This is a genomic window from Kluyvera genomosp. 2 (assembly GCF_036759865.1).
In the GTDB taxonomy this organism is placed as follows: Bacteria; Pseudomonadota; Gammaproteobacteria; order Enterobacterales; family Enterobacteriaceae; genus Kluyvera; species Kluyvera ascorbata_B.
The window spans coordinates 1-13,394 of the sequence record NZ_JAPKIA010000025.1; the positions used below are offsets into that span (position 1 = coordinate 1).

Annotated in this window: 11 protein-coding genes and 4 tRNA genes; 14 read left to right on the plus strand and 1 reads right to left on the minus strand. The window is 51.6% G+C overall.

The genetic code is table 11. From position 1 onward, the window contains the following. Nucleotides 1-223 precede the first annotated feature (223 nt). Both murB and birA read left to right on the plus strand, forming a co-directional pair. Nucleotides 224-1,252, plus strand: a complete 1,029-nt coding sequence (gene murB, locus V6942_RS21795; RefSeq protein ID WP_182929674.1) for a UDP-N-acetylmuramate dehydrogenase — start codon at nt 224-226, stop codon at nt 1,250-1,252. Beyond that, entirely contained in the window at nt 1,249-2,211 is a 963-nt protein-coding gene (birA, locus tag V6942_RS21800) for a bifunctional biotin--[acetyl-CoA-carboxylase] ligase/biotin operon repressor BirA (protein WP_182929673.1), read from the plus strand. The genes murB and birA overlap by 4 nt, the downstream gene beginning before the upstream one ends. 35 nt (nt 2,212-2,246) lie before the next feature. On the opposite strand, the gene coaA is transcribed toward birA, so the two are convergent. Continuing rightward, nucleotides 2,247-3,197, minus strand: a complete 951-nt coding sequence (gene coaA / locus V6942_RS21805; RefSeq protein WP_065358485.1) for a type I pantothenate kinase — start codon at nt 3,195-3,197, stop codon at nt 2,247-2,249. Nucleotides 3,198-3,634: 437 nt separating this feature from the next. Between coaA and V6942_RS21810 the strand changes: the two genes are divergently transcribed. The 12 genes from V6942_RS21810 (at nt 3,635) to rpoB (ending at nt 13,392) form a co-directional block, all read left to right on the plus strand. Next, nucleotides 3,635-3,710, plus strand: a tRNA-Thr gene (locus tag V6942_RS21810). A 3-nt stretch (nt 3,711-3,713) separates the two neighbouring features. Next, a tRNA-Tyr gene (locus tag V6942_RS21815) sits at nt 3,714-3,798 on the plus strand. 119 nt (nt 3,799-3,917) lie between these two features. Beyond that, nucleotides 3,918-3,992: transfer RNA gene (locus V6942_RS21820), tRNA-Gly, on the plus strand. A gap of 5 nt (nt 3,993-3,997) precedes the next feature. Continuing rightward, nucleotides 3,998-4,073 (plus strand) — tRNA-Thr (locus V6942_RS21825). Nucleotides 4,074-4,189: 116 nt separating this feature from the next. After that, nucleotides 4,190-5,374: an elongation factor Tu gene (gene tuf / locus V6942_RS21830; RefSeq protein ID WP_047407352.1), complete on the plus strand. Its 1,185-nt coding sequence runs from the start codon at nt 4,190-4,192 to the stop codon at nt 5,372-5,374. A 221-nt stretch (nt 5,375-5,595) separates the two neighbouring features. After that, entirely contained in the window at nt 5,596-5,979 is a 384-nt protein-coding gene (gene secE / locus V6942_RS21835) for a preprotein translocase subunit SecE (protein ID WP_064546531.1), read from the plus strand. A 1-nt stretch (nt 5,980) separates the two neighbouring features. Then, nucleotides 5,981-6,526 (plus strand): transcription termination/antitermination protein NusG, encoded by a 546-nt coding sequence (gene nusG, locus V6942_RS21840; protein WP_003862341.1) that lies wholly within the window; start codon nt 5,981-5,983, stop codon nt 6,524-6,526. A 157-nt stretch (nt 6,527-6,683) separates the two neighbouring features. Continuing rightward, a complete protein-coding gene (rplK, locus tag V6942_RS21845; protein ID WP_012133815.1) occupies nt 6,684-7,112 on the plus strand; it encodes a 50S ribosomal protein L11 in 429 nt (142 codons plus the stop codon). 3 nt (nt 7,113-7,115) lie between these two features. After that, nucleotides 7,116-7,820: a 50S ribosomal protein L1 gene (rplA, locus tag V6942_RS21850; protein WP_106930771.1), complete on the plus strand. Its 705-nt coding sequence runs from the start codon at nt 7,116-7,118 to the stop codon at nt 7,818-7,820. A 295-nt stretch (nt 7,821-8,115) separates the two neighbouring features. Next, nucleotides 8,116-8,613 carry a 50S ribosomal protein L10 gene (rplJ, locus tag V6942_RS21855; protein WP_001207203.1) on the plus strand — a complete coding sequence of 166 codons (498 nt, stop codon included), beginning with the start codon at nt 8,116-8,118 and terminating at the stop codon, nt 8,611-8,613. A 66-nt stretch (nt 8,614-8,679) separates the two neighbouring features. Further along, nucleotides 8,680-9,045 carry a 50S ribosomal protein L7/L12 gene (rplL, locus tag V6942_RS21860; protein WP_006176746.1) on the plus strand — a complete coding sequence of 122 codons (366 nt, stop codon included), beginning with the start codon at nt 8,680-8,682 and terminating at the stop codon, nt 9,043-9,045. A 318-nt stretch (nt 9,046-9,363) separates the two neighbouring features. Further along, on the plus strand, nt 9,364-13,392 hold the full coding sequence (gene rpoB, locus V6942_RS21865; RefSeq protein WP_106930769.1) for a DNA-directed RNA polymerase subunit beta: 4,029 nt from the start codon (nt 9,364-9,366) through the stop codon (nt 13,390-13,392). Nucleotides 13,393-13,394: the final 2 nt, after the last annotated feature.

A 13,394-nucleotide genomic window follows, 5' to 3' on the forward strand; every position in this document is an offset into this window, starting at 1 on the left:
AACTGCCAGGCATCAATTAAGTGAAGAAGCCCATCCTGACGGATGGGCTTTTTTGTGTCTGCGCTTTGTGGGATCCGGCATTGTGCACATTGCCGGATGGCGGCTTCGCCTTATCCGGCCTACGCTTTCTACATTGCCAGATGTCCTCCTGCTCCATATAACCGCAAGCCTTCCCCACGCAGATACGGTAAACTATCGCCGATTTAGCATCAGGAAAGCAGCCATGACCTACTCCTTAAAACCCTGGAATACCTTCGGCATTGACCATTGTGCAAAGCACATCGTAAGCGCTGAAAATGAACAACAACTACTCAGCGCCTGGCAGCAAGCAACCCGCGACGGGCTGCCGGTGATGATCCTGGGTGAAGGAAGCAACGTCCTGTTTCTGGAAGATTATTCTGGTACCGTGATCCTTAATCGCCTGAAAGGTATCGACGTCAGTGAAACCGCTGATGCCTGGCATCTGCATGTAGGTGCCGGCGAAAACTGGCATCAGCTGGTTCGCTACGCGCTGGATAACGATATGCCCGGGCTGGAAAATCTGGCGCTGATCCCCGGTTGCGCAGGCTCGTCCCCCATTCAGAACATCGGCGCTTATGGCGTCGAGTTGCGGCACGTTTGCGAATACGTCGACTGCATTGAGCTGGCCACCGGTGAGCATAGACGCCTCACCGCTGAAGAGTGTCAGTTTGGCTACCGCGATAGCATCTTTAAACATGCTTATCAGGACCGCTTCGCAATTGTTGCCGTTGGCTTCCGCCTGGCTAAAGAGTGGCAGCCGGTATTAACCTACGGCGATCTTACCCGCCTGGATCCGCAAACCGTCACCCCGCGTGAGGTTTTCGATTCAGTCTGTCATATGCGTATGACCAAGCTGCCGGATCCCAAAGTGAATGGTAATGCGGGTAGCTTCTTTAAAAACCCGGTTGTCAGCGCGGAATATGCACAAACGCTGTTGGCAAACTTCCCTAAGGCACCTCATTATCCGCAGACGGATGGCAGCGTTAAGTTGGCTGCCGGCTGGCTTATCGATCAGTGTCAGCTAAAAGGCCACGTTGAGGGAGGCGCTGCGGTTCACCAGCAGCAGGCGCTGGTACTGGTCAATATCGACAATGCGCAAAGTGATGATGTCGTAAAACTGGCACACTATGTCCGTCATCAGGTAGGTGACAAATTTAACGTCTGGCTGGAGCCAGAGGTACGCTTTATTGGCCACGCGGGTGAAGTGAACGCAGTTGAGGTGATTCAATGAAAGATAATACGGTGCCATTAACCCTTATCTCTTTGCTGGCCGACGGTGATTTTCACTCCGGAGAGCAGCTGGGTGAGATGCTGGGAATGAGCCGCGCGGCGATTAATAAACATATCCAGACCCTGCGCGATTGGGGCGTTGATGTCTTTACCGTGCCTGGTAAAGGCTATAGTCTGCCGGAACCGATCCAACTGCTGGATACGCAGCGTATTCGCAGCGCGGTTGATTATGGCGACGTTGCCGTTCTTCCGGTGATTGATTCAACCAACCAGTATCTGCTGGATCGCATCGGCGAGCTGAAGTCCGGCGATGCCTGCGTGGCTGAATACCAGCAGGCAGGCCGCGGCCGCCGTGGACGTAAGTGGTTCTCGCCGTTTGGTGCTAACCTCTATCTCTCTATGTACTGGCGATTAGAGCAGGGGCCAGCCGCCGCGATTGGTCTGAGTCTGGTAATTGGCATTGTGATGGCGGAAGTGCTTCAGGATCTTGGTGCGGATAAAGTCCGAGTGAAATGGCCGAACGACCTTTATCTGAATGACCGTAAATTATCGGGGATACTCGTTGAACTAACGGGGAAAACCGGCGATGCTGCACAAATCGTTATTGGCGCGGGCATCAACCTTGTCATGCGTCGGGTTGAAAATGATGTGATTAACCAGGGCTGGATCAACTTGCAGGAAGCGGGGATCACCATCGATCGTAACGTGCTGGCCGCGCGCCTGATTAACGAACTGCATCATGCGCTGCAGGTCTTTGAACAGGAAGGTCTGGCACCTTATCTCTCACGTTGGGATAAGTTAGATAACTTTATTAATCGACCGGTAAAACTCATTATTGGTGATAAAGAAATCTTCGGTATTTCTCGAGGCATCGATGCTCAGGGGGCATTATTACTTGAGCAGGATGGGGTGATAAAACCCTGGATGGGCGGCGAAATATCGCTACGCAGCGCAGAATAAAATAGGGAGCTTCGGCTCCCTATTTTTTATTCGATTTATTTCCGCAAACGCACCTGCTCAACGGAATGGTTCGCGCTTTTTGTCAAAATAAGACTTGCTCGCTCGCGCGTTGGAAGAATATTTTCGTTTAAATTCCGAAGGTTAATTTCGTTCCACAGCGAGGTGGCAACGTTAATTGCTTCTTCTTTTGAAAGCTGTGCGTAATTGTGGAAATAAGAATCCGGATCGGTAAAGGCCCCTTCACGGAATTTCAGGAAACGATTGATGTACCACGACTGTAATAATTTTTCTGGAGCGTCAACATATATAGAAAAATCAACGAAGTCGGAAACAAATACATGATGTGGATCGTGCGGATAATCCATCCCGCTTTGCAGTACATTTAACCCTTCGAGAATTAAAATATCCGGGTGGGTGACCGTCTTATCGCCATCGGGGATCACATCATAGATCAGATGTGAATAGACCGGGGCGGTGACGTTCGGCACGCCTGACTTCAGGTCAGAAACGAACTTGACCAGTCGATGCATATCATATGACTGCGGAAAACCCTTTTTCTTCATCAGCCCACGTTCTTTCAGCACTTCGTTAGGGTGCAGGAAACCGTCGGTGGTGATCAGCTCAACGCGACGATGCTCGGGCCAGCGGCTGAGCAGCGCCTGCAGTACGCGGGCGGTCGTGCTTTTACCTACCGCCACGCTGCCGGCGATGCTAATGATGTAGGGAATGCGTTGGCCGTTGGTGCCGAGGAACTGTTCCAGCACCGCCTGGCGGCGCAGGTTAGAACTAATATAGAAGTTCAGTAGACGTGACAAAGGCAAATAGATCTCCGCCACTTCCTCCAGCGACAGATCTTCGTTGATACCTTTTAAGCGCGTAATTTCGCCCTCAGTCAGGGTCATTGGCACTGAATCGCGCAGCGCCGCCCACTGGCTACGATTGAACTGTAGATAAGGTGTCATTAACGTTTGCTCTTGTTTTCTCATAAGCATGTTCTGGCTACCACGCTGACTGCGCGCGACGCTTCACATTCAGTTAATCAGGACAATGGGCAGGAGGTTAACACCAGGTGGAAGAGAAAAAGAAGAAAAAATCCAAATTAGTCGTGCTTTCGTGAGAAAACACCGCTCTTTGTTACGGATGCTGTTTTCCTGAGTAAGGTTGAAGTGACAATGAAGAAGCGTAGGTGATATCGCTTTATTGCTATGAAGCGGCCGCTGACCGAAGTCTCGACGCTGTGTGGCTCCCGAAATAGGGGCTAACGGTACGAATAGGGGCGAATTATTGTGCTATTTTTAGCCGGCAAAACGCCATTTTGCTGAGTTTTTACGCGCGAACGCACAAAACGTGAGCGATAGAACATTTTATGCAAATTTTTAGTTGCATGTCGCCGCATGTCTCCCTAGAATGCGCGCTACTTGATGCCGACTTAGCTCAGTAGGTAGAGCAACTGACTTGTAATCAGTAGGTCACCAGTTCGATTCCGGTAGTCGGCACCATCAGGTGGGGTTCCCGAGCGGCCAAAGGGAGCAGACTGTAAATCTGCCGTCACAGACTTCGAAGGTTCGAATCCTTCCCCCACCACCACTTTCAGGCTAAGCATTGCGAGGCCAGAGTTGGTTGGTAAAATAACTAACTCAAACAAAGGAAAGGGAGAAATCTCTTTCCTTTGGCACAGAAAGAACTGGGTAGCCGAGTTTTAGGATGCGGGCATCGTATAATGGCTATTACCTCAGCCTTCCAAGCTGATGATGCGGGTTCGATTCCCGCTGCCCGCTCCAGACGTGCTGATATGGCTCAGTTGGTAGAGCGCACCCTTGGTAAGGGTGAGGTCCCCAGTTCGACTCTGGGTATCAGCACCACTTCTCTTCTCCCTCCCGTTTCTCTCTGTTCAAATTCAAGCATTCAACAATTCAGGCGTTTTGTCTGGTTGATGTGGTGATATCACCGATTTATCCGTGTATTAGAGGGACTATCGATGTCTAAAGAAAAATTTGAACGTACCAAACCGCACGTCAACGTCGGTACTATCGGCCACGTTGACCATGGTAAAACTACCCTGACCGCTGCAATCACTACCGTACTGGCTAAAACCTACGGCGGTGCTGCTCGTGCATTCGACCAGATCGATAACGCGCCGGAAGAAAAAGCGCGTGGTATCACCATCAACACTTCTCACGTTGAATATGACACCCCGACTCGTCACTACGCACACGTAGACTGCCCGGGCCACGCCGACTATGTTAAAAACATGATCACCGGTGCTGCGCAGATGGATGGCGCGATCCTGGTTGTTGCTGCGACTGACGGCCCGATGCCGCAGACTCGTGAGCACATCCTGCTGGGTCGTCAGGTAGGCGTTCCGTACATCATCGTGTTCCTGAACAAATGCGACATGGTTGATGACGAAGAGCTGCTGGAACTGGTAGAAATGGAAGTTCGTGAACTTCTGTCTCAGTACGATTTCCCGGGCGACGACACGCCGATCGTTCGTGGTTCTGCTCTGAAAGCGCTGGAAGGCGACGCTGAGTGGGAAGCGAAAATCATCGAACTGGCTGGCTTCCTGGATTCTTACATTCCGGAACCAGAACGTGCTATCGATAAGCCGTTCCTGCTGCCGATCGAAGACGTATTCTCCATCTCCGGTCGTGGTACCGTTGTTACCGGTCGTGTAGAACGCGGTATCATCAAAGTTGGCGAAGAAGTTGAAATCGTTGGTATCAAAGACACCGCTAAGTCTACCTGTACCGGCGTTGAAATGTTCCGCAAACTGCTGGACGAAGGCCGTGCGGGTGAGAACGTTGGTGTTCTGCTGCGTGGTATCAAACGTGAAGAAATCGAACGTGGTCAGGTACTGGCTAAGCCGGGTTCTATCAAGCCGCACACCAAGTTCGAATCTGAAGTGTACATCCTGTCCAAAGACGAAGGCGGCCGTCATACTCCGTTCTTCAAAGGCTACCGTCCGCAGTTCTACTTCCGTACGACTGACGTGACTGGCACCATCGAACTGCCGGAAGGCGTAGAGATGGTCATGCCGGGCGACAACATCAAAATGGTTGTTACCCTGATCCACCCGATCGCGATGGACGATGGTCTGCGTTTCGCAATCCGTGAAGGCGGTCGTACCGTTGGCGCGGGCGTTGTTGCCAAAGTAATGAGCTAATTGCTGATAACATTTGACGCAATGCGCAATAAAAGGGCATCATTTGATGCCCTTTTTGTACGCTGTCGAACCAGAACCTGGCTCATCAGTGATTATCTTTGCCATAATCATTGCTGAGACAGGCTCTGTAGAGGGCGTTTAGTCCGAAACTTATTTCGGTTTGGATCGCCTCGCAATCGCGGGGTGGAAATGTTTGTAGAATACTTCTGACAGGTTGGTTTATGAGTGCGAATACCGAAGCTCAAGGGAGCGGGCGCGGCCTGGAAGCGATGAAGTGGGTCGTTGTTGCCGTATTGCTGATTGTAGCAATTGTGGGTAACTACCTTTATCGCGACATGATGCTGCCGCTGCGTGCGCTGGCCGTAGTAATTATTATTGCTGCAGCAGGTGGTGTCGCGCTGTTGACGACGAAAGGCAAAGCGACCGTTGCGTTTGCTCGTGAAGCGAGAACGGAAGTTCGTAAGGTGATTTGGCCGACTCGCCAGGAAACGCTGCACACTACGCTGATCGTTGCTGCGGTCACTGCGGTAATGTCACTGATCCTGTGGGGACTGGATGGTATTCTGGTTCGCCTGGTATCCTTTATCACTGGCCTGAGGTTCTAAGATGTCTGAAGCACCTAAAAAGCGTTGGTACGTCGTTCAGGCGTTTTCCGGTTTTGAAGGTCGTGTAGCGACTTCGCTGCGCGAGCATATCAAATTACATAATATGGAAGAGCTGTTTGGCGAAGTCATGGTGCCGACCGAAGAAGTGGTCGAAATCCGTGGCGGCCAGCGTCGCAAAAGCGAACGTAAATTCTTCCCGGGCTACGTGCTCGTTCAGATGGTGATGAACGACGCAAGCTGGCACCTGGTGCGCAGCGTTCCGCGCGTCATGGGCTTCATCGGCGGTACCTCTGACCGTCCGGCGCCAATCAGCGATAAAGAAGTCGATGCCATCATGAACCGTCTGCAGCAGGTTGGCGATAAGCCGCGTCCGAAAACGCTGTTTGAGCCGGGTGAAATGGTTCGCGTTAACGACGGTCCGTTTGCTGACTTCAACGGCGTGGTCGAAGAAGTGGATTACGAGAAGTCCCGCCTGAAAGTGTCCGTTTCTATCTTCGGTCGTGCGACCCCGGTAGAGCTGGACTTCGCTCAGGTTGAGAAAGCGTAAGACTGCGATCAAAAAAGCATCGATCTAATCGTTGCATAGGGCGCGAAATTGACATACAATTTCGCGCCTTTTGTTTTTATGGGCCACGGCCTGTAAAGCGATTTTTATTCACGGGGAGCCTCCTTGAGGCGCTATTACCCAATTAGAGGATTTTAGAATGGCTAAGAAAGTCCAGGCCTACGTCAAGCTGCAGGTTGCAGCTGGTATGGCAAACCCGAGTCCGCCGGTTGGTCCTGCTCTGGGTCAACAGGGTGTTAACATCATGGAATTCTGCAAAGCGTTCAACGCGAAGACTGATTCCATCGAAAAAGGTCTGCCGATCCCGGTTGTTATCACCGTTTACGCTGACCGTTCTTTCACCTTCATTACCAAAACGCCTCCGGCAGCAGTACTGCTGAAGAAAGCGGCTGGTATTAAGTCTGGTTCCGGTAAGCCGAACAAAGACAAAGTAGGTAAAATTTCCCGCGCTCAGCTGCAGGAAATCGCGCAGACCAAAGCTGCCGACATGACTGGTGCCGACATTGAAGCGATGACTCGCTCCATCGAAGGTACTGCACGTTCCATGGGCCTGGTAGTGGAGGACTAAGAAATGGCTAAACTGACCAAGCGCATGCGTGTGATCCGTGAGAAAGTTGATGCGACCAAACAGTACGACATCAACGAAGCTATCTCTCTGCTGAAAGAACTGGCTACTGCTAAATTCAACGAAAGCGTTGACGTTGCCGTTAACCTCGGCATTGACGCTCGTAAATCTGACCAGAACGTACGTGGTGCAACTGTACTGCCGCACGGTACTGGCCGTTCTGTTCGCGTTGCCGTATTTACCCAGGGCCCGAACGCTGAAGCAGCTAAAGCTGCTGGCGCTGAGCTGGTAGGTATGGAAGATCTGGCTGACCTGATCAAAAAAGGCGAAATGAACTTCGACGTTGTTATTGCTTCCCCGGATGCAATGCGCGTTGTTGGCCAGCTGGGCCAGGTTCTGGGCCCGCGCGGCCTGATGCCAAACCCGAAAGTTGGTACCGTAACCCCTAACGTTGCTGAAGCGGTTAAGAACGCTAAAGCAGGTCAGGTTCGTTATCGTAACGACAAAAACGGCATCATCCACACCACCATCGGTAAAGTGGACTTTGACGCTGACAAACTGAAAGAAAACCTGGAAGCTCTGCTGGTTGCGCTGAAAAAAGCAAAACCGACTCAGGCGAAAGGCGTGTACATCAAGAAAGTTAGCATCTCCACCACCATGGGTGCAGGTGTTGCAGTTGACCAGGCTGGCCTGAGCGCTGCTGCAAACTAATGCCTTTACGTGGGCGGTGATTTTGTCTACAATCTTACCCCCACGTTTGCTAACAAAAGTTAGCGGCTAAAAGATTTGTTCGTTGGAGCCTGGCCTATCCAGGCCTCCGTCGAAGACCGCAGGTGTTTCGCAAGAAACTTAATCCCCTGCGTAGACGGTGACAGAACGCTAAGATTATTTTTTTAAAGTACTCTTTGGCTTGTTTCTGCTCACCGTATTAAGACGCTCTTCTCGTTGAGTAGAGTGAAGTGAGTTCCAGAGCATAAGCTCTGGCAAACATCCAGGAGCAAAGCTAATGGCTTTAAATCTTCAAGACAAACAAGCGATTGTTGCTGAAGTCAGCGAAGTAGCCAAAGGCGCGCTGTCTGCAGTAGTTGCGGATTCCCGTGGCGTAACTGTAGACAAAATGACTGAACTGCGTAAAGCAGGTCGTGAAGCTGGCGTATACATGCGTGTTGTTCGTAACACCTTGCTGCGCCGCGTCGTTGAAGGTACTCAGTTCGAGTGCCTGAAAGACACGTTTGTTGGTCCGACCCTGATTGCATACTCTATGGAACACCCGGGCGCTGCTGCTCGTCTGTTCAAAGAGTTCGCGAAAGCGAATGCAAAATTTGAGGTCAAAGCCGCAGCCTTTGAAGGTGAGTTAATCCCGGCATCGCAGATCGATCGCCTGGCAACTCTGCCGACCTACGAAGAAGCAATTGCACGCCTGATGGCAACCATGAAAGAAGCTTCGGCTGGCAAACTGGTTCGCACTCTGGCTGCTGTACGCGATGCGAAAGAAGCTGCTTAATCGCAGTTGTCTTTGTAAAGTATTTGCTTACGTATAAACTTATTCTGATTTTCAGGAACAATTTAAATGTCTATCACTAAAGATCAAATCATTGAAGCAGTTGCAGCTATGTCCGTAATGGACGTTGTAGAACTGATTTCTGCAATGGAAGAAAAATTCGGTGTTTCTGCTGCTGCTGCTGTAGCTGTAGCTGCTGGCCCGGCTGAAGCTGCTGAAGAAAAAACTGAATTCGACGTAATTCTGAAAGCTGCTGGCGCTAACAAAGTTGCTGTCATCAAAGCAGTACGTGGCGCAACTGGCCTGGGTCTGAAAGAAGCTAAAGACCTGGTAGAATCTGCTCCGGCCGCTCTGAAAGAAGGCGTGAGCAAAGATGACGCTGAAGCACTGAAAAAATCTCTGGAAGAAGCTGGCGCTGAAGTTGAAGTTAAATAAGCCAACTTTTCTAGTTGAAGCCTGAGAAATCAGGCCGATGGCTGGTGACTTTTTAGTCACCAGCCATTTTGCGCTGTATGGCGCCAGTAGCATTTCACACTGTTTGACTACTGGTTGTCCTGACAATGCACGTTTCTATCGACGACTTAATATATTGCGACAGGGTGCTCGCTCTGTGTAAATCGCAATGAAATGGTTTAAGCGTGATAGCAACAGGTATTGCGGAAAGTGTTCCATTTTCCGGTCAACAAAATAGTGTTGCACAAACTGTCTGCCCATGGACAGATGCGTCGACTTGTCAGCGAGCTGAGGAACCCTATGGTTTACTCCTATACCGAGAAAAAACGTATTCGTAAGGATTTTGGTAAACGTCCGCAAGTACTGGATGTCCCATATCTCCTTTCTATCCAGCTTGACTCGTTCCAGAAGTTTATCGAGCAAGATCCTGAAGGCCAGTATGGTCTGGAAGCGGCTTTCCGTTCCGTATTCCCGATTAAAAGCTACAGCGGTAATTCCGAGCTGCAATACGTCAGCTACCGTCTGGGCGAGCCTGTCTTTGACGTTCAGGAATGTCAGATCCGTGGCGTGACCTATTCCGCACCGCTGCGCGTCAAACTGCGTCTGGTGATCTACGAGCGCGAAGCGCCGGAAGGCACCGTAAAAGACATTAAAGAACAAGAAGTCTACATGGGCGAAATTCCGCTCATGACCGACAACGGTACCTTTGTTATCAACGGTACTGAGCGTGTTATCGTTTCTCAGCTGCACCGTAGCCCAGGCGTCTTCTTTGACTCCGATAAAGGTAAAACCCACTCTTCGGGTAAAGTGCTGTATAACGCGCGCATCATTCCTTACCGTGGTTCCTGGCTGGACTTCGAATTCGATCCGAAGGACAACCTGTTCGTACGTATCGACCGTCGCCGTAAACTGCCTGCGACCATCATTCTGCGTGCGCTGAACTACACCACTGAGCAGATCCTTGACCTGTTCTTTGAGAAAGTCGTTTTCGAGATTCGCGACAACAAGCTGCAGATGGAGCTGATTCCAGAGCGTCTGCGTGGCGAAACTGCGTCGTTTGATATCGAAGCCAACGGTAAAGTGTACGTTGAAAAAGGTCGCCGTATTACCGCGCGCCACATTCGCCAGCTGGAAAAAGACGATATCAAACATATCGAAGTTCCGGTTGAGTACATCGCTGGCAAAGTCGCTTCTAAAGACTACGTTGACGAATCCACCGGCGAGCTGATCTGCCCGGCGAACATGGAGCTGAGCCTGGATCTGCTGGCTAAGCTGAGCCAGTCTGGCCACAAGCGTATCGAAACGCTGTTCACCAACGATCTGGACCACGGTGCGTACATTTCTGAAACGATTCGCGTCGACCCAACTAACGATCGCCTGAGCGCGCTGGTAGAAATCTACCGTATGATGCGCCCGGGTGAGCCGCCGACTCGTGAAGCGGCTGAAAGCCTGTTTGAGAACCTGTTCTTCTCCGAAGACCGCTATGACCTGTCTGCGGTTGGTCGTATGAAGTTTAACCGTTCTCTGCTGCGTGACGAGATCGAAGGTTCCGGTATCCTGAGCAAAGACGACATCATCGAAGTGATGAAGAAGCTCATCGATATCCGTAACGGTAAAGGCGAAGTCGATGATATCGACCACCTCGGCAACCGTCGTATCCGTTCCGTAGGCGAAATGGCGGAAAACCAATTCCGCGTTGGCCTGGTACGTGTTGAGCGTGCGGTGAAAGAGCGTCTGTCTCTGGGCGATCTCGATACCCTGATGCCTCAGGATATGATCAACGCTAAGCCGATTTCCGCAGCAGTGAAAGAGTTCTTCGGCTCCAGCCAGCTGTCTCAGTTTATGGACCAGAACAACCCGCTGTCTGAGATTACGCACAAACGTCGTATCTCCGCACTCGGCCCGGGCGGTCTGACCCGTGAACGCGCAGGCTTCGAAGTTCGAGACGTACACCCGACTCACTACGGTCGCGTATGTCCAATTGAAACGCCTGAAGGTCCAAACATCGGTCTGATCAACTCCCTGTCCGTGTACGCACAGACAAACGAATACGGCTTCCTCGAGACTCCGTACCGTAAAGTGACCGACGGTGTTGTCACCGACGAAATTCATTACCTGTCTGCTATCGAAGAAGGCAACTACGTTATCGCTCAGGCGAACTCCAACCTGGATGACGAAGGCCACTTTGTAGAAGACCTGGTAACTTGCCGTAGCAAAGGCGAATCCAGCCTGTTCAGCCGCGACCAGGTTGACTACATGGACGTATCCACCCAGCAGGTGGTATCCGTCGGTGCGTCCCTGATCCCGTTCCTGGAACACGATGACGCCAACCGTGCATTGATGGGTGCGAACATGCAACGTCAGGCCGTTCCAACTCTGCGTGCTGATAAGCCGCTGGTTGGTACCGGTATGGAACGTGCTGTTGCCGTTGACTCCGGTGTTACTGCAGTTGCTAAGCGTGGCGGTACCGTTCAGTACGTCGACGCATCTCGTATCGTTATCAAAGTTAACGAAGACGAGATGTATCCGGGCGAAGCGGGTATCGACATCTACAACCTGACCAAATACACCCGTTCTAACCAGAACACCTGTATTAACCAGATGCCTTGCGTGTCTCTGGGTGAGCCAATCGAGCGCGGCGACGTGCTGGCAGATGGCCCGTCCACTGACCTGGGTGAACTGGCGCTGGGTCAGAACATGCGCGTGGCATTCATGCCATGGAACGGTTACAACTTCGAAGACTCCATCCTCGTATCCGAGCGTGTTGTTCAGGAAGACCGTTTCACCACCATCCACATTCAGGAACTGGCGTGTGTGTCCCGTGACACCAAGCTGGGGCCAGAAGAGATCACCGCTGACATCCCTAACGTGGGTGAAGCTGCGCTCTCCAAACTGGATGAATCCGGTATCGTTTACATTGGTGCAGAAGTCACCGGTGGCGACATTCTGGTTGGTAAGGTAACGCCGAAAGGTGAAACCCAGCTGACGCCAGAAGAGAAGTTGCTGCGTGCAATCTTCGGTGAGAAAGCGTCTGACGTTAAAGACTCTTCCCTGCGCGTACCAAACAGCGTTTCCGGTACTGTTATCGACGTTCAGGTCTTTACTCGCGATGGCGTAGAAAAAGACAAACGTGCGCTGGAAATCGAAGAGATGCAGCTGAAGCAGGCTAAGAAAGACCTGTCTGAAGAACTGCAGATCCTCGAAGCTGGCCTGTTCAGCCGTATCTACGCTGTGCTGGTTGCCGGTGGTGTTGAAGCTGAGAAGCTCGACAAGCTGCCGCGCGATCGCTGGTTAGAACTCGGCCTGACCGACGAAGAGAAACAGAATCAGCTGGAACAGCTGGCTGAACAGTACGACGAACTGAAGCACGAGTTTGAGAAAAAACTCGAAGCGAAACGCCGCAAAATCACCCAAGGCGACGATCTGGCACCGGGCGTGCTGAAGATTGTTAAGGTATACCTGGCCGTTAAACGCCGTATCCAGCCTGGTGACAAAATGGCAGGTCGTCACGGTAACAAGGGTGTAATTTCTAAGATCAACCCGATCGAAGATATGCCGCACGATGCTAACGGTACGCCGGTAGATATCGTACTGAACCCGCTGGGCGTACCATCGCGTATGAACATCGGTCAGATCCTTGAAACCCACCTGGGTATGGCTGCGAAAGGTATCGGCGATAAGATCAACGCCATGCTGAAACAGCAGCAGGAAGTCGCGAAACTGCGCGAATTCATCCAGCGTGCTTACGATCTGGGTACCGACGTTCGTCAGAAAGTCGACCTGAACACCTTCACCGATGATGAAGTGCTGCGTCTGGCTGAAAACCTGAAGAAAGGTATGCCAATCGCAACGCCGGTATTCGACGGTGCGAAAGAAGCGGAAATTAAAGAACTGCTGCAACTGGGTGGTCTGCCATCTTCTGGTCAGATTACCCTGTTCGACGGCCGTACCGGTGAACAGTTCGAGCGTCAGGTAACCGTAGGTTACATGTACATGCTGAAACTGAACCACCTGGTCGACGACAAAATGCACGCGCGTTCTACCGGTTCTTACAGCCTGGTTACTCAGCAGCCGCTGGGTGGTAAGGCGCAGTTCGGTGGTCAGCGCTTCGGGGAGATGGAAGTGTGGGCGCTGGAAGCATACGGCGCCGCCTACACCCTGCAGGAAATGCTCACCGTTAAGTCTGATGACGTGAACGGCCGTACTAAGATGTATAAGAACATCGTAGATGGCAACCATCAGATGGAACCGGGCATGCCGGAATCCTTCAACGTACTGTTGAAAGAAATCCGCTCGCTGGGCATCAACATCGAACTGGAAGACGAGTAATC